Raw genomic sequence first — 21,443 nt, 5'->3', positions numbered from 1 at the left:
CGCTCGTCGAACTTCTGATCAGCCCGCGGGCTGTCGGTCGCGGTCGGTCCGCTCGGTCGGTCCGAGGCGTCCCGTCACCAGGAACCAGTCGCGGACGAAGCCGAGGAGGAACGCGCCGCCGAACAGCGCGGCCCCGGCGGTCGCGGGCGCGCCGGCGAGCGCCGGCGAGAGCGCGGCGGCGACGAACGCCATCTGGAGTCCCGCGAGGGCGCGCCTGCTCCGCCGCGGCGGGAGGTCGTACACCGGGAGTCCCCGCCGCTCGCGGAGGCGGATCCCGGCGACGAACAGGTAGCGCGCGGCGCTCACCGACAGGTAGGGGACGGGGAGCGCGCCGGCGACGACGGCGACGGACGGCGCGACGAGCAGTCCGAGCGCGTCGAACGACGTGTCGAGGCGCGCCCCGAGCACGGTCTCGCGGCCGGCGCGTCGCGCGACCGTCCCGTCGGCGTAGTCGAGCACGACCGCGGCTCCGTACAGCAGGGCGGGCACCCACCGGAGCGCCCCGCCGGTCCAATCGAGGAGGAGAAATCCCGCGAGCCACGAGAGCAGGACGCCTCGACAGAGCGTCAAGTCGGTGCCGAGGCCGAACCGGGGGAGGAGCGCGTCGCCGTCTCGACGGCGGTTGGCGTCGAGCCGGCGGCCGACGAGCAGGCCCTCGGCGGCGAGGACGACGCCCGCGAGTCCGAGCCACCGAGCCGCGGCGGCCGCGCCGACGGCGAGCCGGAACGTTCCCGCGACGGCGAGCGTCAGACACGCCGCGACCGTCGCGAGAAGCGCCGCCCGTCGGCGGAGACTCGCGCGCGCGCTCCGGTCGCGGGTGTGCTGGACGCTGCTCACGTTTCGAGAACGGCTTCGAGTGTAATAGTTCTAGTCGAATAGAACGTGAAACGGCGGACGCGGCGGCGTGGATTCGGTCCGTTCGCTGATACCTCCGGAAAGTATTTGTTCGGCTTTGCGGGACATAGGGGCGAATGAAGGGAGACATAGTCGAAACGGTCACGGGGTGGGACTCGGAGCCGTTCGCGGGCGGGTACGCCGGCCTCGCCGCGCTCGCAGAGGAGGGATTCACGGGCGCGCTCAGCGAGGGGTCCGCGTGGGCGTTCGCGGTCAACGGGCGGTTCGTCGGCGTCTTCGACGGGACGATCGAGGCGTTCGAGGGGGCCGACGGCACGGCGTACGCCGCGCCCCATCCGTCGCTGCCGCTCCTGTACGCGATGCGCCTGCGCGGCGGCGAAACGAAAGGGAAGTACTACACGAACGACACCCCGCTCTCGGAGGTCGACGAGACCCTCTCGGCCGGGAACTTCACCGGGTACGTCGAACTGTCGGAGAACGTGCTCTCGGGGGAGTACTACGTCGTCTACCACGGCGGGACGTCGATGAGCGTCGCGTTCGTCGGCAACAACGGAACGTGCGTGACCGGCGACGAGGCGTTCGAACGCGCGGACGGCGAGGTCGGCATCTACGAGGTCACGGCCGTCGACCTCGATCTGGTCGAACTTCCCGAACCCGCGTCGACGGACGCGACCGAAGGCGACGGCTCGGCCGAGCGGGCGATAGACCGAGGTGCCGAAGCGGGAGGCGTCGAGCGGGGGGAGACCGACGTCGGAGGCGACGACGAACCCGGCGATCGCGACGCGGCGAGTCGGTCCGAGACGGACGAGACCGAAGGCGACGGACGCGACGAACGCGCCGCCGTCGAATCGGAGGCGGCGACCGAAACCGCGGTCGACGACCCCGGCGGGTCGATCGCCGACGCCGGCCGGCCGACCGACGCCGACGGCGGATCGGACGACTCGGCGGAGGTCGAATCGACGGAGGTCGAATCGGCCGACACGAGCGAGCGGTCGTCCGAGACGACCGATGACGATGACGTGTTCAGCGAGGAGGCGCAGTGGCGGAACGCCAAATCGATCCCCTCGCTCGACCCCGAACGCTCCGGGTCGGTCGCGAGCGGGGGAGGGCGTCCGGGCGGCGCGGAGCGGACCGCCGGCGGCGGGCAACGCGCGAACAGGAGCGCCCGAAAGCCCCCCCGCCGCCCGAACGCCGAGGACCCCCGTCGAGAGCCGGTCGCCAAAGCGGGCGAGGCAGGCGGAGCGGGCGTCGTCCAGCGGCTCGAACGACGGCTCGACGCGGTGACGAGAGAGCGCGACGAGGCGGCGGCGAAGGCGGAGCGACTCGCGGTCGAGCGGGGCGAACTCGCGGCGGAGCGCGACCGTCTCCGGGAGGAGCGCGAGCGACTTCGATCGCGGGTCGAGGAACTCGAAGCCGAGAGGGAGCGGTTGGAGGACGCCCTCGACGACGCCGGATCCGGGACCGACTCCCGAGCGGCCGGGCGGACGATGACGGAGCGGTCGGCGCTCGACGGGACCAACCTCTTCGTTCGCTACGGGACGAAGAGCGAGGGGACGCTGGAGAAGGCCCACGGGGGGGAGGCAACCCGCGAGGAGGTCAACGAGAACCTGCGCGTCGAACACCACACCGGATTCGACGCGGACGGCGTCTCCGTCGGCGGCGAGCCGTTCGAGGAGTTCCTCGCGGAAACGGTCGAGTACGGGTTCGTCCGGTGGGTCGTCGAGGACCTCCTCTACGAGATCCGCGAGACGGGGAACGAGGGCGTTCTCGACGGCCTGTTCGACGCGATCCCGAAGATCGACCGGGCCGAACTCGGCGGGTCGGTGTCGCTCCGGTACAGCGAGGGCGGCGAAGAGCGCCGCGAGCAGCGATCCTTCGACGTCGTCCTCCGCGACAGAATGGGGAATCCCTTACTCGTCGCCGACCTGAACGACTCTCGCGAGCCCGCGACCGAGCGCATGATGACGGATCTCATCGAGAACGCGAGCAAGCTGTGCGAGTCGGCGTCGTCGCTCGGCGGGGCGTTTCTCGTCACCGCGAGCTACTTCGAGCCCGAGGCGCTCGAGACGACCGCCGACGCGACCGGCGGCGGGTTGCTCGGCCGCGGGCGGCGAAAGAGTTTCGTCAAGCTGTCGCGGAAGCGCGGGTTCCACCTCTGTCTGGTCGAGACGCGCGGCGGGGACTTCCACGTGAGCGTTCCGGAACTCTGATTCGGGCGGCGCGGGGACGCATCCGCCGTCGTTCCTCCCTCCGTCTTATCGCTCGATCTCCGCCGCGTCTTCGATCCGCATCGTGCGGAGCTTTTCGACGATCTCGTCGAGCTTGTCGTCGAGTTCGTCGACGAACTCGGAGGTGCGCTCGGTCGTGATCGCGCCCTGGCTGGACGGCTCGATGAGGTTCTCCTCTTCGAGCACGCGCAGCGAGTATCGGACCTTGTGGTGGGGGTACCCGGTCTCGTTGGACATCTTCACGATGCCGATCGGCTCGCTCTCGATGACCATCTTCAGCACCTGCAAGTGCCGTTCGAGCATGTCCACTTCCTTCTCAAGTCGATCTATCATGCCATTTGTTAACTTGTCTTTTAGGCTTTTAAAAGTTGCTGTCGAACGTCGAAAATCGATCGACTGGTGTCACACGTCGGTTGTGATAGTAGTTAACAGTTCTGGTCGGAGCCGGGAAAATACACGGGTCTGCGCAGTCGACGGCCGAACGCCGCTCTCCTGTGCTCGTTCGTGCACAGGATCCGTCGAGAGATCGTAATCGGTTTAGCGGGTGGGCCTGAATCGGCGGGTATGACCGTCACAATCGTCGGCTCGCAGCTCGGCGACGAGGGCAAGGGCGCGCTCGTCGACCTCTGGGGCGGCGAGGCCGACGTCGTCGTCCGGTACCAGGGCGGCGACAACGCAGGACACACCGTCGTCGAAGGCGGCGAGGAGTACAAGCTGTCTCTGGTCCCGAGCGGTGCCGTCCGCGGCAAGGTGGGCGTGCTCGGAAACGGGTGCGTCGTCAACCCGCTGACGCTGTTCGACGAGATCGACGCCCTCCGCGGTCGCGGACTCGACCCCGACGTCCGCGTCGCGAAGCGCGCGCACGTCATCCTCCCGTACCACCGCGTCCTCGACGGCATCGAGGAGGACGCGAAGGCCGATTCGGGCGTGAAGGTGGGCACGACCGGCCGCGGCATCGGCCCGACGTACGAGGACAAGGTCGGCCGGCGCGGCGTCCGCGTCGGCGACCTCCTCGACCCGGAGGTGCTCCGCGACCGGCTGGAGTACGTCGTCCCGCAGAAGCGGGCGCTCATCGAGGAGGTGTACGGGCTGGAGGCCGGCGAGGAGTGCGACGTCGACGCCCTCCACGAGGAGTACGCCGAGTACGGCCGCCGGCTCGCAGAGGAGGGCATGATCGTCGGGGGGAGCGACTTCCTCCACCGCCGGCTGGAGGCGGGAGACGACCTCATGTTCGAGGGCGCGCAGGGCACGCTCATCGACATCGACCACGGGAACTACCCGTACGTCACCTCCTCGAACCCGACCGCCGGCGGCGCGGCGACCGGCAGCGGCGTCGGTCCGACCGTCGTCGGGCGGGGCGAGGTCGTCGGCATCGTGAAGGCCTACCTCTCGCGGGTCGGCGAGGGGCCGCTCCCGACCGAGCTGGACGGCGACGAGCGCGACGAGGAGCTCGCCGACTACATCCGCGAGAAGGGAGGCGAGTTCGGCACCGTCACGGGCCGGCCGCGGCGCATCGGGTGGCTCGACGTGCCGATGCTCAGACACGCCGCCCGCGTCAGCGGCTTCACCGGCATCGCCGTCAACCACCTCGACGTGCTCGCCGGGCTGGACGAGGTGAAGGTCGGCCACGCCTACGAACTCGACGGCGAGGAGCGGCTGACCGTGCCCGCCACGACGGAGCGGTGGGGCGACTGCGAACCGGTCCTGAAGGAGTTCGAGCCGTGGCCGGAGGTCGACTGGGGCGAGGTCGCCGCCGAGGGGTACGACGCCGTCCCCGAGGCCGCCCGCGAGTACCTCGACTACGTCAGCGACGAGGTCGGCGCGCCCGTCTACGCCGTCGGTATCGGCCCCGGGCGCTCGCAGACGGTGGAACTGATCGATCCGTTCGACGCGTAGCCGGTGGAGGGAAAAACCGAACTCGAAACCGTGCCCGACCCGGCGTTTCTTCGCGGTGATCGGCTCGCCCTCCGGACCCGCACGAAACGTCGCTATCCAAACACTTATCCCGGCCGCGTCGGATCGACGTAGCCAACGGAGGGGAAGGAAGATGGGCATCAGAAATCGGCGAGGGAGGCCGACGGAGTTCACGCGGGAGGACTGTATCGAAGCGTTACGGACGGCCACGGAACGTCTCGGGCGCGCGCCGACCATCCTCGAATACCAGTCGCTCGGCCTTCGACCGTCGTCGGCGACGATCCGGAACCGGCTCGGCGGGTGGACCCGCGCGAAGCGAAGCGCGGGGGTGGCGTCGGGCGAGTCGAGGATCGAATCGGACGAGTGACGGCGGCGGCCGCCGGGCTGGCGTTCACTCCTTGAGCGCGCCGCTCGTGAGGCCGCTTATGATCTTCTCCTGGGCGATCACGACGAGGATCGCGACGGGGAGCAGGCCGATGATGCTCGACGCGGCCATCAGGTTGTACAGCGCGGTGTACTGGGTCTGGTAGCCGAGGATGCCCCAGACGATCGGCGACCAGTTCCCCGCCTCCCCGTTCGTCATCAGGAACGAGAAGAAGAACTCGTTGTACACGTAGATGAACGTCAGCACGCCGGCCGTCGCGACGCCGGGCGCGGACAGCGGGACGATCACGCGAAAGAGCGCGCCGAACCGCGTCGCGCCCTCGACGCGAGCGGCGTCCTCCAGCCCGTCGGGGATCTGCCCGTAGAACGTCGTGAGGATGAAGATCGAAAGCGGCATGTACAGCGCCCCGGCGGGCAGCATGATCGCGAAGGGCGTGTTGAACAGCATCGGGCTGCTCACGCCGAAGATCTCGACGTTGCCGGTGAAAAGCTGGAACAGGGGGATGATGAAGCCCGCCGGCGGGAAAAAGGAGATCGCGAGGATGACGAGCATGAGCGGTCCCCGACCCGGGAAGTTGATCCGACCGAAGACGTACCCCGCGAGGCTCGCGAGCACCAGCACGACGACGGTGGTCGACAGCGCGATCACGAAGCTGTTGAACATGTAGACGTGGAACGGGAGGACCTGGAACACCTCGACGAACGCGCCGGGGTTGAACCCGTTCGGGAGCAGCCCGATGTTCGACAGCGCGCCCTCCGGCGTGAGCGCCACGACCAAGAGCCAGTAGATCGGAAACAGCGTGGTGACGAGAAAGAAGATCGTCACGACGTAGAACATCGCCCGGTACGTCCGCCGCGGGTTCTCGATCGAGCGCCGCACCCACCGCGTGTACGGCCCGGCGTCGTCGTCCGGTTCCTCCGTCCGCGGCCGTTCGGTCTCGGCCGCCATCTCAGACGCCCCCCTCGCTTCGGTAGAAGCGCACGATGTAGATCGAGGCGATCAGACCGATGATGGCCGCCGTGACGAACGCCACGGCCGCGGCCGTCGCGTAGCGGCGCACGCTGAACGTCGTGACGACCAGACACGAAAGCGTCGGCACCGTCGTACAGCCGGCCATCGTCTCGGCCAGCCCGTAGATCCGCGCCGCGTCGAGCGTCCGAAACAGCATCGCGACGAGCAGCGTCGGCAGCACGAGCGGCAGGGTGATCAGCTTGAACTGCTGCCACTTCGTCGCGCCGGCGACCTTCGCGACGTCGTAGAGGCTGCGGTCGACGCTCTGGAGGCCCGCGAGGATGAGAAGCGCCATGAACGCGGACGTCTTCCAGACGTCGGCGAGGATGATGAGCCAGATCGCCTCCGCCGAGTTCGTGAGCGGCGTCCCCGAAAAGCCGAGCGACTGGGCGACGTCGACGCCGAAGCCGATCCCCGGCGTGAAGATGAGATAGAAGATCATCCCCTGGATGACGATCGGCACGGCCCACGGGAGGATGATCGCGACGCGGACCCACCGACGGCCGCGGAAGTCCTGATCGAGCACGAGCGCCTGCCCGAACCCGATCACCGTCTCGAAGAGGACGCTCACGACGGTGAAGATCGCCGTCACGAACAGCGCGCTCTCGAACGGCGAGTTCAGGTCGATGAACGGGTTGGGAAGCGCGACAGTGTCGAGTTCCCCGGTCAGGAGCGCGACGTAGTTTTCGAGCCCGACGAACCGCCCCACCTGTTCGGTGCCGCGGAGGCTGTCGGCGCGAAGCGAGAGTTCGAACGTCATGGCGAGCGGCGCGAGCGCGATAACCGTCAGGAGGACGAACGCGGGTATCAACAGGAGATAGGCGAACTGCGTGTCGTTCAGGTTCTCCGCCCACTGGATCGCGCGGGCGTACGCCCCGGATCGTTTCTGTACCCCGGATTCCGTTCGTTGTTCTTGTGCCATCGTTATCCGTTGTAGTTCTCGATCTCTTCGAGCTGCGACTGCAGCGTCGCCATCGCTTGCTCCGGCGCGACGCCGCCGCCGTACGCGCTGTTTACGATCTGTGCGATTTTCGTCGACTCCTGCGGCCAGACGACCGTCACCGGCCGGGGGATCGCGTTCTCCCCGGCGACGCGGAGCGGTTCGACGGCGTCTCCGAGCAGGTCTCGGGCCGCCTGCGACCGGAAGAGTCGCGGCTCCGGCGGGAGCCACCCGATGGCGTCCAGGAGCGTGAACCGGAAGCTGCGCGTCGTCATCGCTTCGAGGACCTGCACGGCCCTGTCCAGCTTTTCGGTGTTCGGATTGATCGCCACGTGCCACCCGCCGAGCGACGCGGTCGGTCCGCCGATCCCCCGATACCGCGACTGGCCCTCGGAGACGGCGTACGGGAGAGGCATCACGCCGAGTCTGTCCCCGAGCGATTCTCTGCTGAGGGGGATCGCGTACGGCCAGTTGCGGTTCGCGACCGCGTTGCCGTTGGTAAAGGGCGAGAGCGAGGGATCTTCGATCCACGAGAGCACCGCTCGCGGGGAGATCGGGCCGGCGTACCCGTCGAGCGCGCCGGACGCGTCCGGACCGCCGATGAAGGTCCGGATCATCCGGATCGAGTCGATCACGGGCTGGGTGTCGACCGTCACGGGACGCTGGCCGACGGGGCCGAAGAGGGTGTCGCGGCCGCCGAAGTACGCGCCGCCCCACGACGACATGAACTCGTTGAAGTCACAGCACGAGAGTCCCTCGTAGGCGCTCGCCTGGAACGTGAAGCCGTACTGGAGGTCCCCGTTTCGATCGAGTACGTCGCGCACCGCCCGCGCGAATCGCTTCCAGCGGATCGACTCGGTGGCCCAGTTTTCGCCGGCCGGATCGTAGCCGGCCGCCTCGATCAGGTCCCGACGGTACAGCATCGTCGGGACGTCCATGAACAACGGCACGCCGTACAGATCCCCGGTCTGCGGGTGTTCGGCGGTCTGAACGCTCGCTTCGAAGTACCGGTTTTCGATCCGTCGGACGAGGCGGTCCGGGAACGCGTCGCTCTCGGTGAGGTTCAGGAACTGTTGCCGGACGATGAAGGGGATCGCCCACCCGCTGTCCACCATGATGAGGTCCGGATTCGAGAGGTTCGCGTCGAGCCACCGCTGGATCTGTTGCTGGCGGGAACTCGTGCTGCTCGGGCCGGCGAGGATGTCGAGCGAGACGTCCCGCGAGAGACCCGCATCGTACAGCCCCTGGCGGACCTCCCCCGCGACCCCGGTCACGTTCGAATCCGCGAGCCACTGCACGGTGTTCGCGTCCGTCTCCCGCCCGAACGCGGTACAGCCGGCCAGTCCCGCCGCGGCTCCCGTCGCTCCGGCCGCCTTCATGAAACTCCGACGGGAAACGCGTCTGCGCGCCGACTCGCGTGAGTTCCCACGGTCCATCACTACACACGTCGGTCCGCTCTCGAATAAATTTCAAGTCGGATGACCTTGATTTACAGCGCAGTCGGTCATTCACCGTTCGTCACAGATACGGAATCTTGGACGATGCACGCGTGCGAGGGGGAACGGCGAACGTCGGGTGGGAAACCGGACGGTGCCGAGCGCTCGCGGCGCGAGATCCCGCGCGCACGCCCGCAGGTCGCGCGAAGCGCGGGTCGCGAGCGCGAGGAGGCGCTTTCGGACGCGTCGTCGTCGGTACCGAAGCCGCCGACCGTCCCTCATCCGAACGCGACCCTGAAAGCGAACCCGTACGCTTTTGAGCGGTCCGACCTTCACGTCGGGCAATGAAGGAGTCGCTGATGGACATCGTCTGCTGCCCGATGGACAAACACGACCTCGAACTCGAGGTCGACGAGCGAACCGACGAGGAGGTGCTCGAAGGGACGCTCGTCTGCACCGAGTGCGGCGAACGGTACCCGATCGAGGACGGCATTCCGAACCTGCTGCCGCCGGACATGCGGGACTGACCCCGCCCGTCGTGGGCGATCGGGTCCGGTCGCAACGTCGGGTCCTGAACCTTTTTCGTTGGTGGGTGCAACGGGGCACACGTGCCCGACTCGCTGACAGTGGACGTGAACCGAAAGCGGCTCCACCACGTCGAGGTTCCGGACCGGTTCGTCACCGACGAGTCGTTCGTCGTCGACCTCGTCAACCGCGGCGAGTCGGTCCACGTCCACCTTCACCTCGACGACGCGTTGTCGCAGGTCGCGACCCTCGAAGGCGGCAACCACTACGTCGAACGGGGCTCGACGCGCTCCGTCGAGATCGACGTCGCCGCCGTCCGCGAGCCGGTGACCGGAAAGCTCAAACTCGTCACCGGCTACGGGGCCGAGGTCGCGTACGTCGACGTGACCGTCGAACCGCTCGCCGTCGAGAAGGAACCCGTCGACGTGGACGAGGCCCTCGGCCGCCCGCGGCGACCGGAACCGGGCGAGGAACCGCTCGTCGAACGCCTGCGGACGCTCACGGCCGACGTCGGAACGCTCTCGATCGCCGGATTCGGGATCTTCGCGATCGTGCTCGCGCTCGGCGTGGGCGTGGTGGTCGACAGCGCCGCGGTGCTTCTCGGCGTCGGCGTCGTCATCGGCGGCGTGCTGGCGGCGCTCGTTCTCCTCACGAGGTAGCCGTCACTCCTCCCCGCCGTCCGGTCCCGTCGGTTCTCCCGAGAGGTTCCCCTCCTCGTCGAACCGCTTGGCCCTGAGGTATCGCGCCCGGTAGCGGTTCGCTCCCTCGTACACGTCGGCCTCGCGGATCTCGTCGATCCGCCCGTCGGCGACCGCGTCGACGATCGCTTCGAGCCCTTCCTTCTCGCTCGGCGTCAGTTCGAACTCGTAGGTCCGCGGCTCCTCGCGTTCGAGCGTCGCCCACGTTCGCGCCGCGGCGATCACGAGCGAACACGGCTCTCGACAGGGAAAGATCCCCTCGCCGCGATCCGGTTCGAGTTCGCGATCCGCGGTCTCGTCCCACTGTCGCCGCTTGAGACACTGCGAGTCGACGCAGCACGACTCGGCGATCCGATCGACGGCGTCCCCGCGGAGTTCGTCGACGACGTCGTAGATCCCGGTCTGGCGCGCCGCGGTTTCCGCCCAGTGGCTCACGTCGAGTTCGCCCGCGCGTTCGAGGTTCCAGTTCGCGATCGTCGCGGGGTAGAAGGCGTCGACGGCCTCGACGACGGCGCGCTGGTCGAGGGTTTCGATGATCCACCCGGATCGGAGCGACGGCGCCGTCTTCAGGGGGCGGTACCGCCCCTTCTCGTCGTAGGTGGCGATCTCGCGGGCCGCGAGGGGGTCGCAGAACGCGTCGAGATCCGCGGAGGGCGTCTCCGCGTCGTCGACGTGGCGGAGTTCGTACCGCCTCCCCCCGTCGGAACCAAGGGTCGCCGTCACCCGGAGCTGTCCCCACTCTCGGGAGACGCCCCCGCGGAGCGCGGCGTAGCGCTCCGGAACGCTCCCGTCGCCGTCGAGCGCGCCCTCGACCCACCGGAGGAACGCCCGGCGGTGGTGGCGCGGGGCGTCGGCCTCGACGCCGCCGCGACGCCGCGCCCCCCCGACCTCGTGGTGCCAAAAGTACCAGTTGGTGACGTACTCGGCGTGGGCCTCCGCCGCGGCGTGGAACGCCGACTCCGAGAGGTTCGTCCGCTCCTCCTCGGGCGTGCCCAGCGTGTAACCGCCGGTCCGGTCGTAGTCCTCCGCGCCGCGGTGGGCGTACAGGCCGTCGAACTGGACGCCGGGCCCGTCGGCGGCGGCGGCGAGGAGCGCGTCGAACTGCCGGGCCGCGAGCTCGATTCGAACGTCGGCGACCGCGTCCGCGTCGGTTCCCATCTCAGTCCCCCGTCGCCGGCGCGCTCCGGGTTCGCTCCCGGACGATCTCGATCGCCTCGCCGATGTCCGCGCCCGCGTCCGCCGCGCGTTCGAGGATCACGTCGGCCATCAGCGCCTCGGTGCCGACCGCGCCGGCGTACCAGATCCGGTGGCCGTCGACCTCTGCGGGCACGTCGTACCCCTCGCGGTAGTCGTCCGTGATCCCCATGTCCTCGGGGATGTCCTCCTGCGTGTGAAAGCCGTCGGCGATGAACAGCGGGACGACGACCACGTCCTCGGCCTCGAAGTGGTCCGTCACGTCGTCGACCTCCGGCTCCTCGTCCATGAAGAGGGCGCGGACCTCGTCGAACCGGTCCATCTCGCGGATCCGCGCCGCGTGGTAGTGGATCGCCTTCGCGCTGTTCTCGTTTCGTTCGGTGCCGTGACCGACGACCGCGAGGCCGAAGCCCTCGCCCACGTCGGGATCGTCCGTCACCGACTCCGCGCGGCGGATGATCACGTCGGTCATCGACTCGTGCGTGCCGACCGGGCCGCAGTAGTGGACGGTCTTGCCCACGTCCGTCGCCGAGAGCGTGACGTGGTCGGCGTCGATGCCGTCCGAGTCCCACTCGGAGACGTCCCACCCGTCGAGGCGGAGTTCGCGCGGGATCACCTCCTCGGTGAAGTAGCCCTCGCTGACGAAGAAGGGGACGACGTACGCCTCGTCGCTCTCGACGGTCCGAAGCACCTCGCGGAGGGAGGGCTCCTCCTTCCAGAAGCCGGTCTTGACCTCGTCGAACGCACCGACGGCGCGGATCGTGTCCGCGTGGTCGTGCGTCGGCGCGCTCGAATCGGGGTTGAGGTGCGACCCGTGCGCCACGATAACCAGCGCTTGCATACGTACGAGTGGGGAAAGGACGGTCTTAGGGACTTCGACTCGACGGGTCCGGGGCGGTGGGATCGACCGTCCTCTCAGGCCGTGATGCAGATGTCCGTCCGGGGGACGCAGACGGTGCGCTGACCGCCGGCCCGTCGACGCGCCGAGAGCGCCCTCGTCGCGACGCCGTACGCCGCCGCGGCGGCGACGAACGCGACGGCGGCCGCGCGCGGCTCCGAGACGACGATCACGAGGGCGACGTTCAGCGCGAGGAAGACCAGCGTCCCCGCGACGGTCGTCCGCGGACTGTACACTGGGTTGGGAGCGTGCGGTGGCTCTCTCATACAGATGGACGGACGTTCGCTATCGCCATGAATATAATCTGAATTACATTTCAGTCGGGGAGCGTACTGAAATCGAGTTCAGTCGATCGGGGGAACGCGCACTACACCGCGCCCCGGTCGCGCATCGCCTCGATTTCCTCGGACGAGTAGCCGAGCGACGCGAGCACCTCGTCCGTGTGTTCGCCGAGTCGGGGCGGATCGGCGGAGTCGACGCGCTCGAACCCGCTGGCGCGGACCGGAAACCGGGGGACGCGGACGGTGCGCCTGCGCCCCTCCGCGGTCGTCACCTCCGCGAGCGCGTCCGTCGCCGCGAGGTGCGGGTCCGCGGCGACGTCGCCCGCGTCGTTGACCGGGGCGACGGGCACCCCCGCCTCGCGGAGCGTCTCGACGAGCGTTCTCGCGTCGAACCCACGGAGCGCGTCGCGGAGCAGTTCGGTGAGCGCTTCGGCGTGCTCCCGACGACCGACGAGGGTCTCGAAACGCTCGTCGCGGTGGAGGTCGAGGCCGAGCGCCTCGCACATCGCCACCCACTGACGCTGGCTGGACGGCCCGACGAACACCCACTCGTCGTCGTCGGTGCGGAACACGTCGTACGGGGCCCAGTTCGGGTGGCTCGCACCGAGCGGTCCCGGCGTCTCGTCGTACGCCTGCGCGAACGAGAGCCAGTACCCCATCAACGCGACGGTGCTCTCGAAGAGCGGCGCGGTCACCTTCCCCCCCTCCCCCGTCGCGTCGCGCCGTCGAAGCGCCCCGAGGACTGCGATCGCGCCGTAGAACGACGCCGCCATGTCGGCGATGCTGGTCCCGCTGCGGACCGGCGGCTGGCCCGGGTGGCCGGTCACGCTCATCAGACCCGAGAGCGCCTCGGCGACCGGATCGAGCGCCGGATAGCGCTCGTACGGGCCGGGGTTGAATCCCTTGATCGAGCAGTAGACGAGCGAGGGGTGCGCCTCCCGGAGGTCGTCGTACCCGATGCCGAGTCGCTCCGCGGTTCCGGGCGCGAAGTTCTCGACGAGGACGTCGGCGTCGGCGAGCAGCTCTCCGAACACCGCCGCGCCGGCGTCCGATTTGAGATCGAGGGTGACGCTCCGTTTGTTCCGGTTCACGTAGTTGAACGAGCTGTTTCCGAGGGGGCTAGATTCGCGGATGGCGTCGCCGCCGTCGGGGTGTTCGACCTTTATCACGTCGGCGCCGAGGTCGGCGAGCAGCAGCGCGCAGAACGGCCCGGCGACGATGTGTCCGAGTTCGACCACCGCGATCCCCGACAGGGGGAGGTCGGCTCCGTCGCTCATCGGATCGACCGCTCCCGGTCGTCCGCCAGTTCGTCGCCGAAGACCGCCGACTCGCCGTCGGCGTCGAAGACGAACGCGTTCTCGCGGTCGAACCCGACCGCGATCCGGTCGCCGGGGCGCAGCGCGTCGAGGCCGGTCGCGACGACGTCGATCCGCGTCCCGTCGTCGGTCCGCCCGTGGACGACCGACTCGATTCCGATCGGTTCGACGACCTCGACGGTCACCTCGAACCGGTGCTCGCCGGCGTCGACCGCGAGGAACTGGGGGCGGATCCCGAGCCGAACCGCGTCGCCGACGGACGCCGGCAGCGCGTCGGCGGGCAGCGGGATGCGAAAACCGTGGCCCGCGACCGTCGCCGTCGAGCCGCTTCGTTCGACCCGACAGTCGAGGACGTTCGTCGACGGCGTGCCGATGAAGCGCGCGACGTACTCGGAGCGCGGCCGGTCGAAGAGTCGACGCGGCGGGTCGGCCTGCGCGAGTTCTCCCTCCCGGAGCAGCACGACCTGATCGCTCATCGTCATCGCCTCGGTCTGGTCGTGCGTGACGTAGACGATGGTCGTCTCCAGTTCCTGGTGGAGCCGCTGGATCTCGACCCTGAGTTCGGATTTCAACTTCGCGTCGAGGTCGCTCATCGGCTCGTCGAGCAAGAGCACGTCCGGATCCTGCACGAACGCCCCGCCGAGGGCGACGCGCTGTTGCTGTCCGCCCGACAGCTCGGCGGGCATCTTCTCCAGTTGTTCCGTGATCTGGAGCGTCTCCGCCGCCTCTTCGATGCGCGCGTCGCGCTCCGATTTCGGAACGCCCCTCACCTTCAGGCCGTACCCGATGTTCGCCCGGACGGTCATGTGGGGGTAGAGGGCGATGGACTGGAACACCATCGCCACGTTCCGTCGCTGGGGCGGCAGGTCCGTCACGTCCCGGTCGCCGAACGCGATGCGTCCGGCGGTGGGCGTCTCCAGCCCGGCGAGCATCCGCAGCGTCGTCGTCTTCCCGCACCCCGACGGGCCGACGAAGGTCGTAAAGGACCCGTCGGGGACGTCGAGCGTGAGGTCGTCGACGGCGACGTGGGTGTTTCCGAGGGTGCGAAACTCCTTTCTCAGGTTTTCGAGGTGAATGCTTGTCGACATCGTTATTCGAGCCCTCCCACGCTGAAGCCCTGCAGCAGGTACCGCTGGAGGAACAGCGCGATGAGAAACGGGGGGATCGAGATGAGAAGCGAGACCGCCATCGTCTCCCCCCAGCCGATCGTCACGCGGTCCAGAAACAGGCTCGCGCCGACGGTGATCGTGTACATTTCGTCCTGGCTCATCACCACGCGGGCCATCGTGAAGTCGTTCCACGCGACCGCGAACGAGAAGATGGCCGCGGAGATGTAGCCCGGCCGGGCGACGGGCAACACGACGTCCCGGAGGGTCCGAAAGCGTCCCGCCCCGCGGACCCACGCGGACTCTTCGAGCGCGATCGGAACCGTCTGGAAGTACTGCCACATCAGCCAGATGGTGAACGGGGCGGAGATGGCCGTCAGCGCGAGCGTGAGCGCGAAGTAGCTGTTCAACAGCCCGAGGGCGAAGAAGATGACGTAGAGGGGGATGGCGAGCACGATCGGGCTGAACATGTACGAGAAGAGCACGGCCCGGGCGGCGAGGCGTTTTCCTCGGAAGTCGAACCGCGTGAGCCCGTACCCCGCCGCGACGGCGATCGACGTCGAGAGGAGCGTCGAACTCGCCGTGACGATGAGGCTGTTGACGAAGTACCGGACGGTGCTCGTCGTCTCCAGCAGGACGCGGAAGTTTCGCAGCGTGGCCTCCGTCGGCACCAGACTCACCTTTCCGCCGGCGAACGTCGCCGACGGCGATTGCATCGCGATGATCACCATCAGGTAGACGGGAACGGTGACGAACACGGAGACCACTAGCGCGGTGAGATAGATCGCGACGCGCTTGAAGCGCCGCTGGTTCCGGTAGGAAATCCGCGGCGCGCGCCGAGGGGCGGTCGCCATCAGACGCTCACCTCTTCCTCCGGCGCGAACGCACGGAAGTACACCGCCGCGACCGCCGCGAGAAGGGCGAACATGATCCCCGCGAGCGCGGTCGCCTGCCCGAAGTTCACCTCGTTGAAGGCGAGCTGGTAGATCTGGATCGGTAGCGTCGTCGTCTTCTGAAGCGGCCCCCCGCGGGTCGACAGGTAGATGATATCGAACTTGTTGAACATCCAGATCCCGCGCACGAGGAGGATGATGAGGATCGCGCTCCGGAGGTGCGGCAGCGTGATGTCGCGGAACGCCTGCCACGTCGTCGCGCCCTCGACGCGGGCCCGCTCGTAGAGATCCGAGTCGATGGCCTGAAGGCGCGCGAGGAGGATGAAAAACGAAAACGAAGCGAACTTCCAGACGCTCGTGACGACGACCGCGGGCATCGCCCACGTCACCGTCGAGAAGAAGGCGACGGGTTCCTCCACGAGCCCGGCGTCCCGTAGCACCTGGTTGAGGACGCCGATGTTCGGATCGAGGATGAACTTCCACATGAAGATGACCACGAGCGTCGGCAGGAGGTACGGGAAGATCATCATCGTCCGCAGCGCCGCGCCGCCGCGGATCCGCTGGTTGACGACGAGCGCGAGTCCGAGACCGATCACCAGGCTGAGAACGGTCGTCGAAACCGCGTAGACGACGCTGTTCCAGAGGAACCCCCAGAACGGCGGCGCGGCCAGGAGTTCGACGTAGTTACCGAGGCCGACGAACGTCGGGTCGGTCGTCGGGTCCCGAAACAGGCTCATCCACAGCGCGTAGAGGATGGGCACGGCCCAGACCACCGCGAAGAACACGACGAGGGGGAGAAAGCAGACGGCGAGAAGCAGCGCCGAACCGCCGAGCCGGCCGGAGAGTCGCGTTCCGACCGCCGCGCTCATCGCTGGAACTCTCGGAGCTTCCCGCCGAGCCAGTCGACCGTCTCCTCGGGCGATTTCCCGCCCACGAGCAACTGGTCCGCGGCCTGTCCGAACGCCTGGTTGCCGTAGGCGTCCGCGGCGACGATGTTGGGCGCGCCGTCGTCGCCGGTGGCGAGCACCGACGTGAACACGTCCCAGTGTTCCCTGACGAGTTCCATCACTTCCGGGAACTGCTGGATCGTCTCGTTGCTCTCGACGGCCTCGCTGTCGAGCTGCGCGCGGGTCGGCGGGAACTGAAACAGCGGGGCGGAGAGGACGAAGTCGAAAAAGCGGTCGCTCTCGTTGAAGAACGACACGAATTCCTGCGCACCCTCGGTCGCCTGGCCGTCGTTTCTGACGAGGTGGCCCTCCATGTACGCCCACCACTGGTCCTGCGATTTGCCCGAAGGTACCGGAAACGGCATCGGTTCGAGCGTTTCCACGAGGTCCGGCCGGTTACCCTGAATCGTCAGGATGGGAAGCCCGCCGACGCTGACGATGGCGGCCGCGTTCTCCTGCTGGAGCGCGCCGATGGCGTCGCCCCACTCCCAGCCGCTGCCGTTCGGCGAGAACTCGGCCATCCGCTTTACCCACTCGAACGTCTCGACGGCGGCCTCGCGGTCCGATCCCTCGTCGACGGTCACCTCGATGTCGTCGGAGGGGCCCCGATAGATCTCGACGTCGTTCTGCCAGAGGTACTGGGTCATCTGCGTGTCCGCGTTGTTCGTCTGCCCGGACTGGACCACGTACCCGTTCATCTCGCCCTCCCCGGTGACGCGCTCCGCCTCGGAGAGCCAGTTCTCCCACGTTTCGGGGTCCTCGTCGTACACGTCGCTTCGGTACCACCCCATGAGCGGTTCGACCATCGCCGCGGCGAAGTACGACTCGTCGTCGACGGAAACCGGGTCCGGGAGGTCGTTGTCCTCGACGGCCCCCGTGACCGGCGCGAGGACCTCGTCCCGCTGAAGCCGGTAGGCGTCGGTCGAGGTGTCGAAGATGACGTCCGGCGGGTTCCCCGCGGCGACCATCTTCTGCATCTCCTGATCAGACGAGGTGCCCTTCGCGGTGTAGATCATCTCCACCGTGTAGTCGGACTGCTCTTCGAACTCGGAGACGATCTGATCCATCACCTCCTTAGAGTCCCCTCGGTCGGAGAGGTACCTGATCGTCGTACCGTCGCCCCCTCCGCTTCCGTCTCCGCCGCCGGTGCCGAGACAACCGGCGAGCGCCAGCGCCGTCGCACCCCCGGCCGATCGGAGAAAGCGCCGGCGCGTCGTCGTTCGCCGTTTCGTCGTCGAACCTGTCGCGTGTGCCATCAACGTTTGTTATAGATTATCACACGTACCTTCACGCCCCACGAGTGTCGGGTTACTAAATACGCCCGACGGACGACGGGTTCGACGGTCAGCGCGCGTCTTCGACCGGAGGTCGGTCGGCAGACCTGGGGGAGGCGGCGATCGAAGCGTCCGCGAGCGCCTCCGACAGCAGTTTCTTTTCGGCCTTGCGGAGGTGTTCCAGGAGCGTGGAGTGGCAGATGCCGAGGCGTCCGGCGAGCGTCTGCGCGTCCGTCCGCCGGGGCCAGTCGTAGTAGCCCGCCTCCAGCGCGAGCGAGAGGACCTCGGCCTGTCGCGCCGAAAGCGGCGTCGACGGCGTCGAAAACGGCTTGAGTTTCTCGAGGTGGACGCTCCCGAGTTCGCGCAGGTCCGCGATTATCGCCTTCAGGTCCGCCCGCCTGAACACCACGACGTCGAACACGCGCGTCGTTCCTTCGAACTTGCTCATCCGCTGTAACATCCCGTGGTTCTTCCGGATTATCGGCAGCGCGCCCGACGATCGCTTGGTGATCAGAAGCTCTTTCTCCCCGACCCGTTCGACCGCGTGTACCGCCTCGCTCGCCCGGAGCCTCCCCTCGATCCCGTCGCAGTGGTCGCCCGCGTCGATGACGAACTTGATTGACTCGCCGTCGATGACCTCACACTGCGTCACGAGAAACGGCCGCTCGCTCCGATCGCTGATCTCGCTGAGGACGTAGTCACGATCGAGGTCGAGATAGATCGTCGCCCTGAGCATTGATACGCGTTACCATCAAACTCATATGAATGTGTCCCCCGAGACCTCCGTCCAAACGGAATCGTCGAACGGCGACCGGCCCCCGCAGAACAGTTATGAGGCGACCCGAAGAGGCCGAACTATGACCTCGCTTGCAGCCGAAACGCGAAGCGCCGTCCGCGAACGCCCGTTCCTCCTTCGGGCGCTCCGAGCCGGGGCCGTAAACTACACCGCGGCCGCGGCGTTTCTCGACCTCGACGGCGATCGCGAGGCGGTCGCGACGGCCCTCCGGCGGTTCGCCGACGACCTCCCGCCGTACCGGACGGCCGAGCGCGACGCGAGGGTGACGATGAAAAGCGGCGTCGGCGCCGTCGACGACCCGGCGGACGCGCTCGTCTCCGTCGGCGGAATCGGGTTCGAACCGGACGCGGGCGAGGAGACCGCCGTCGTGGCGACGGGGGACGTCGACGCGGCGGCGCTCGCGGCGGTTCTCGACCGGCTTCGAACCGCCGGGGTCGACGTCGCGGCCGCGGGCGTCGCGGCCGGATCGCTCGCGGTGATCGTCGGGCGGCGCGACGGCGCGACCGCGGTTCGAACCGTCGAGGCGGTGCTGATCGCCGTTCCCGATCGATCGAACCTCTCACGGACCGAACAAAATCGATAAACGTCCGCTCCGGCTACCTGTCCCCCGTGAACTCCTCGATCGAATCGGCGGAGTGGCTCTCGCTCGGCGACGACGAGCGCGTGCTCTGGCACGGTCGCCCGAGCGCCTACGTCTTCGCGCGGGACCTCGCGCCGGTCGTCGCGCTCGCCCTCGTCGGGTTCGCGGTCGCGATCGGCCTGCGCTTCGCGCTCCCGGACCTCCCGTGGTGGGTGCCGCTCCTCCCGCTCGCGCTCGTCGCGGTCCTCGTCTTCGTCGGGCTCGCGGCGTACCTCCGCTGGACGACCACCCACTACGTGATCACGAACCGCGGCGTGTTCCGCAAGCACGGGGTGCTCACGCGGGACGTGACGCGCCTCCGCATCGACCGCATCCAGAACACGTCGTACAACCAGTCGACGCTGCAGCAGCTGCTCTCGTTCGGCGACCTGACGCTCTTCACCGCGGGATCGGGGACCGTCGACCTGGTTCTGGAGGACGTTCCGGACCCGGAGGACGTAAACCGGGTGCTGAGCGATCAGCTCGAAGCGACGCGCACGGCCGGGGCGGCCGAGTAGTCGTCGAGTCGCCGACTCGCGCCGGCGCGTCCCGGTCGGACTCGGCTACGGGTCCGCCACCCGCGGGTCGATTCCTACAAGCATTAGGTCCTCGCGCTGCTAGCCGACCGTGATGACGCTGTCCGTGACCAACACCCTGACGGGCGAGCGCGAGGAGTTCGAGCCGGGCGGAGACGAGGTCCTGTTGTACGTCTGCGGGCTCACGGTCTCGGACGACGCGCACCTCGGTCACGCGCGCGTCTGGGTGCACGCCGACGTGATGCACCGGTGGCTGGAACACGAGGGGTACGACGTCCGCCACGTCGAGAACTTCACCGACGTGAACGAGAAGATCGTCGCGCGGATCGGCGAGGACGACCTCGGCGAGACGGAGGCGGCGGTCGCGGCGCACTTCGTCGCCGCCGTCCTCTCCGACATGCGGGGGCTGAATCTCCGGCGCGCCGAGGTGTACCCTCGCGTCTCCGAGCACATCCCGGAGATCGTCGACCTCATCGAGACGCTGATGGAGAAGGGCTACGCCTACGAGGGGGGCGGCTCCGTCTACTTCGACGTCACGGCCTTTCCCGACTACGGGAAGCTCTCGAACCAGCGGATCGACGAGATGGAGGCGCAGGGCGACCCGGACGAGCGGGGCGAAAAGCGCCACCCCGCGGATTTCGCGCTGTGGAAGGCCGGGGGGGTCTCGCCCGCGGACGTCGCGGAGCACCGCACGGGCGACGAGCCGCTCGACGACGCCGACGCGCCGTCTGGGGAGACGTGGGAGTCGCCGTGGGGCGAGGGCCGACCCGGCTGGCACATCGAGTGCTCCGCGATGAGCATGACGCACCTCGACGAGACGATCGACGTCCACGTGGGCGGCCACGACCTCGTCTTCCCGCACCACGAAAACGAGATCGCACAGAGCGAGGCCGCGACGGGCCGGCGGTTCGCCCGCTACTGGCTGCACACCGGCCTGCTCGAAACGGCGGGCGAGAAGATGAGCTCCAGCCTCGGCAACTACTTCACCGTCTCGGCCGCCCTCGAGGAGTTCGGCCCGAACGTCCTCCGGACGTTCTACCTCTCGACCGCCTACGGGTCGAAGCAGACGTTCTCCGAGGACGCGCTGGCGGAGGCGAGAGAGCGCTGGGAACGGCTCGAACGCGCCTACGAGACGGCGGTCGAAGCGTGCGACGGCGTCGACGCCCGAACCAAGGTCGAGGACGCGACGCTGCGGGGCGCGGTCGAGGAGACCCGCGGGGAGTTCGCGCGGGCGATGAACGACGACTTCAACGTCCGCGAGGCGATGGCGGCGCTCCTCGAACTCGCGACCGCGGCGAACCGCCACCTCGACGGCCGCGACGAGTTCGACTACCGGGGGCTCCGCCGGACGATCGAGACGTTCGACGAACTCGGCGGCGGCGTGTTCGGGCTGACCTTCGCCGACGGCGCGTCGGCGGGCGACGTTCGCCTCGCGGGCGAACTGGTCGAACTCGTGCTCGACGTGCGCGAGCGCGAGCGGGCGGCCGGTAACTACGAGCGCGCCGACGAACTGCGAGACGCCCTCGCGGCGCTCGGCGTCGAGGTCGAAGACGGCGACGACGGGCCGACGTACCGGCTGTGAGCGCACGGA

The 21,443-nt window shown here is 68.4% G+C and carries 22 protein-coding genes; 8 read left to right on the top strand and 14 right to left on the bottom strand.

Annotated elements, in window-relative coordinates:
- Positions 1-18 precede the first annotated feature (18 nt).
- On the bottom strand, positions 19-837 hold the full coding sequence (locus C3L37_RS23410) for a CDP-alcohol phosphatidyltransferase family protein (protein ID WP_129116957.1): 819 nt from the start codon (positions 835-837) through the stop codon (positions 19-21).
- 134 nt (positions 838-971) lie between these two features.
- Between C3L37_RS23410 and C3L37_RS23405 the strand changes: the two genes are divergently transcribed.
- Positions 972-3,065, top strand: coding sequence for a DUF7527 domain-containing protein (locus tag C3L37_RS23405; RefSeq protein WP_129116956.1), 2,094 nt, complete (start codon positions 972-974; stop codon positions 3,063-3,065).
- A 45-nt stretch (positions 3,066-3,110) separates the two neighbouring features.
- Here the strand turns inward: C3L37_RS23405 and C3L37_RS23400 are convergent, their stop codons facing one another.
- Positions 3,111-3,416 (bottom strand): hypothetical protein, encoded by a 306-nt coding sequence (locus C3L37_RS23400; protein WP_129116955.1) that lies wholly within the window; start codon positions 3,414-3,416, stop codon positions 3,111-3,113.
- Between the two features lie 231 nt (positions 3,417-3,647).
- Here C3L37_RS23400 and C3L37_RS23395 point away from each other — a divergent pair, with 231 nt between their 5' ends.
- On the top strand, positions 3,648-4,979 hold the full coding sequence (locus C3L37_RS23395; protein ID WP_129116954.1) for an adenylosuccinate synthase: 1,332 nt from the start codon (positions 3,648-3,650) through the stop codon (positions 4,977-4,979).
- 151 nt (positions 4,980-5,130) lie between these two features.
- Complete coding sequence (locus C3L37_RS23390; RefSeq protein WP_129116953.1) at positions 5,131-5,364, top strand: homing endonuclease associated repeat-containing protein; 234 nt, start codon at positions 5,131-5,133, stop codon at positions 5,362-5,364.
- Between the two features lie 24 nt (positions 5,365-5,388).
- Here the strand turns inward: C3L37_RS23390 and C3L37_RS23385 are convergent, their stop codons facing one another.
- The 3 genes from C3L37_RS23385 to C3L37_RS23375 are packed head-to-tail and all read right to left on the bottom strand — an operon-like array spanning position 5,389 to position 8,769.
- On the bottom strand, positions 5,389-6,330 hold the full coding sequence (locus C3L37_RS23385; protein WP_129116952.1) for a carbohydrate ABC transporter permease: 942 nt from the start codon (positions 6,328-6,330) through the stop codon (positions 5,389-5,391).
- Position 6,331: 1 nt separating this feature from the next.
- Positions 6,332-7,315, bottom strand: coding sequence for a carbohydrate ABC transporter permease (locus C3L37_RS23380; RefSeq protein ID WP_129116951.1), 984 nt, complete (start codon positions 7,313-7,315; stop codon positions 6,332-6,334).
- Between the two features lie 2 nt (positions 7,316-7,317).
- The gene (locus tag C3L37_RS23375) at positions 7,318-8,769 is read right to left on the bottom strand and encodes an extracellular solute-binding protein (protein ID WP_129116950.1); all 1,452 of its coding nucleotides are present in this window, start codon (positions 8,767-8,769) and stop codon (positions 7,318-7,320) included.
- 344 nt (positions 8,770-9,113) lie between these two features.
- Here C3L37_RS23375 and C3L37_RS23370 point away from each other — a divergent pair, with 344 nt between their 5' ends.
- Together C3L37_RS23370 and C3L37_RS23365 are read left to right on the top strand one after the other, a co-directional pair.
- A complete protein-coding gene (locus tag C3L37_RS23370; protein ID WP_129116949.1) occupies positions 9,114-9,296 on the top strand; it encodes a methytransferase partner Trm112 in 183 nt (60 codons plus the stop codon).
- Between the two features lie 81 nt (positions 9,297-9,377).
- Positions 9,378-9,953, top strand: a complete 576-nt coding sequence (locus tag C3L37_RS23365) for a DUF7524 family protein (RefSeq protein ID WP_129116948.1) — start codon at positions 9,378-9,380, stop codon at positions 9,951-9,953.
- A 3-nt stretch (positions 9,954-9,956) separates the two neighbouring features.
- On the opposite strand, the gene C3L37_RS23360 is transcribed toward C3L37_RS23365, so the two are convergent.
- The 9 genes from C3L37_RS23360 to C3L37_RS23320 form a co-directional block, all read right to left on the bottom strand.
- A complete protein-coding gene (locus C3L37_RS23360; protein ID WP_129116947.1) occupies positions 9,957-11,150 on the bottom strand; it encodes a DR2241 family protein in 1,194 nt (397 codons plus the stop codon).
- Between the two features lies 1 nt (position 11,151).
- Complete coding sequence (locus tag C3L37_RS23355; protein ID WP_129116946.1) at positions 11,152-12,027, bottom strand: CbiX/SirB N-terminal domain-containing protein; 876 nt, start codon at positions 12,025-12,027, stop codon at positions 11,152-11,154.
- 74 nt (positions 12,028-12,101) lie between these two features.
- Entirely contained in the window at positions 12,102-12,350 is a 249-nt protein-coding gene (locus C3L37_RS23350) for a hypothetical protein (protein WP_129116945.1), read from the bottom strand.
- A gap of 101 nt (positions 12,351-12,451) precedes the next feature.
- On the bottom strand, positions 12,452-13,642 hold the full coding sequence (locus C3L37_RS23345) for a CaiB/BaiF CoA transferase family protein (RefSeq protein WP_129116944.1): 1,191 nt from the start codon (positions 13,640-13,642) through the stop codon (positions 12,452-12,454).
- Positions 13,639-14,769 carry an ABC transporter ATP-binding protein gene (locus C3L37_RS23340; RefSeq protein ID WP_129116943.1) on the bottom strand — a complete coding sequence of 377 codons (1,131 nt, stop codon included), beginning with the start codon at positions 14,767-14,769 and terminating at the stop codon, positions 13,639-13,641. Before C3L37_RS23340 ends, C3L37_RS23345 begins: the two co-directional genes overlap by 4 nt.
- A 2-nt stretch (positions 14,770-14,771) precedes the next feature.
- Entirely contained in the window at positions 14,772-15,641 is an 870-nt protein-coding gene (locus tag C3L37_RS23335) for a carbohydrate ABC transporter permease (protein WP_129116942.1), read from the bottom strand.
- The gene (locus C3L37_RS23330; protein ID WP_129116941.1) at positions 15,641-16,549 is read right to left on the bottom strand and encodes a carbohydrate ABC transporter permease; all 909 of its coding nucleotides are present in this window, start codon (positions 16,547-16,549) and stop codon (positions 15,641-15,643) included. Before C3L37_RS23330 ends, C3L37_RS23335 begins: the two co-directional genes overlap by 1 nt.
- Complete coding sequence (locus C3L37_RS23325; protein ID WP_228546454.1) at positions 16,546-17,799, bottom strand: ABC transporter substrate-binding protein; 1,254 nt, start codon at positions 17,797-17,799, stop codon at positions 16,546-16,548. The genes C3L37_RS23330 and C3L37_RS23325 overlap by 4 nt, the downstream gene beginning before the upstream one ends.
- Before the next feature lie 172 nt (positions 17,800-17,971).
- Positions 17,972-18,637, bottom strand: a complete 666-nt coding sequence (locus C3L37_RS23320; protein WP_129116939.1) for a helix-turn-helix domain-containing protein — start codon at positions 18,635-18,637, stop codon at positions 17,972-17,974.
- A gap of 121 nt (positions 18,638-18,758) precedes the next feature.
- On the opposite strand from C3L37_RS23320, the gene C3L37_RS23315 reads away from it, so the two are divergent.
- The 3 genes from C3L37_RS23315 to cysS all read left to right on the top strand — a co-directional run bounded on the left by C3L37_RS23315 (position 18,759) and on the right by cysS (position 21,434).
- Entirely contained in the window at positions 18,759-19,280 is a 522-nt protein-coding gene (locus C3L37_RS23315; RefSeq protein WP_129116938.1) for a DUF7523 family protein, read from the top strand.
- A gap of 26 nt (positions 19,281-19,306) precedes the next feature.
- Entirely contained in the window at positions 19,307-19,834 is a 528-nt protein-coding gene (locus tag C3L37_RS23310) for a PH domain-containing protein (RefSeq protein WP_164974857.1), read from the top strand.
- A gap of 112 nt (positions 19,835-19,946) precedes the next feature.
- A complete protein-coding gene (gene cysS, locus C3L37_RS23305; protein ID WP_129116936.1) occupies positions 19,947-21,434 on the top strand; it encodes a cysteine--tRNA ligase in 1,488 nt (495 codons plus the stop codon).
- The last annotated feature ends 9 nt before the right edge of the window (positions 21,435-21,443 follow it).

Source organism: Halegenticoccus tardaugens (assembly GCF_004116405.1).
GTDB lineage: Archaea > Halobacteriota > Halobacteria > Halobacteriales > Haloferacaceae > Halegenticoccus > Halegenticoccus tardaugens.
The sequence above is the reverse complement of the archived record's forward strand: the minus strand, read 5'-3'. Positions and strand labels throughout refer to the sequence as shown.

Excerpts from the sequence above, each read along its gene's own strand:
- C3L37_RS23405 (WP_129116956.1), top strand. The coding sequence starts at position 972 with ATGAAGGGAGACATAGTCGAAACGGTCACGGGGTGGGACTCGGAGCCG.
- C3L37_RS23400 (WP_129116955.1), bottom strand. The coding sequence starts at position 3,416 with ATGATAGATCGACTTGAGAAGGAAGTGGACATGCTCGAACGGCACTTG.
- C3L37_RS23395 (WP_129116954.1), top strand. The coding sequence starts at position 3,648 with ATGACCGTCACAATCGTCGGCTCGCAGCTCGGCGACGAGGGCAAGGGC.
- C3L37_RS23390 (WP_129116953.1), top strand. The coding sequence starts at position 5,131 with ATGGGCATCAGAAATCGGCGAGGGAGGCCGACGGAGTTCACGCGGGAG.
- C3L37_RS23385 (WP_129116952.1), bottom strand. The coding sequence starts at position 6,330 with ATGGCGGCCGAGACCGAACGGCCGCGGACGGAGGAACCGGACGACGAC.
- C3L37_RS23380 (WP_129116951.1), bottom strand. The coding sequence starts at position 7,315 with ATGGCACAAGAACAACGAACGGAATCCGGGGTACAGAAACGATCCGGG.
- C3L37_RS23375 (WP_129116950.1), bottom strand. The coding sequence starts at position 8,769 with ATGGACCGTGGGAACTCACGCGAGTCGGCGCGCAGACGCGTTTCCCGT.
- C3L37_RS23370 (WP_129116949.1), top strand. The coding sequence starts at position 9,114 with ATGAAGGAGTCGCTGATGGACATCGTCTGCTGCCCGATGGACAAACAC.
- C3L37_RS23360 (WP_129116947.1), bottom strand. The coding sequence starts at position 11,150 with ATGGGAACCGACGCGGACGCGGTCGCCGACGTTCGAATCGAGCTCGCG.
- C3L37_RS23355 (WP_129116946.1), bottom strand. The coding sequence starts at position 12,027 with ATGCAAGCGCTGGTTATCGTGGCGCACGGGTCGCACCTCAACCCCGAT.
- C3L37_RS23350 (WP_129116945.1), bottom strand. The coding sequence starts at position 12,350 with ATGAGAGAGCCACCGCACGCTCCCAACCCAGTGTACAGTCCGCGGACG.
- C3L37_RS23345 (WP_129116944.1), bottom strand. The coding sequence starts at position 13,642 with ATGAGCGACGGAGCCGACCTCCCCCTGTCGGGGATCGCGGTGGTCGAA.
- C3L37_RS23340 (WP_129116943.1), bottom strand. The coding sequence starts at position 14,769 with ATGTCGACAAGCATTCACCTCGAAAACCTGAGAAAGGAGTTTCGCACC.
- C3L37_RS23335 (WP_129116942.1), bottom strand. The coding sequence starts at position 15,641 with ATGGCGACCGCCCCTCGGCGCGCGCCGCGGATTTCCTACCGGAACCAG.
- C3L37_RS23330 (WP_129116941.1), bottom strand. The coding sequence starts at position 16,549 with ATGAGCGCGGCGGTCGGAACGCGACTCTCCGGCCGGCTCGGCGGTTCG.
- C3L37_RS23320 (WP_129116939.1), bottom strand. The coding sequence starts at position 18,637 with ATGCTCAGGGCGACGATCTATCTCGACCTCGATCGTGACTACGTCCTC.
- C3L37_RS23315 (WP_129116938.1), top strand. The coding sequence starts at position 18,759 with ATGACCTCGCTTGCAGCCGAAACGCGAAGCGCCGTCCGCGAACGCCCG.
- cysS (WP_129116936.1), top strand. The coding sequence starts at position 19,947 with ATGACGCTGTCCGTGACCAACACCCTGACGGGCGAGCGCGAGGAGTTC.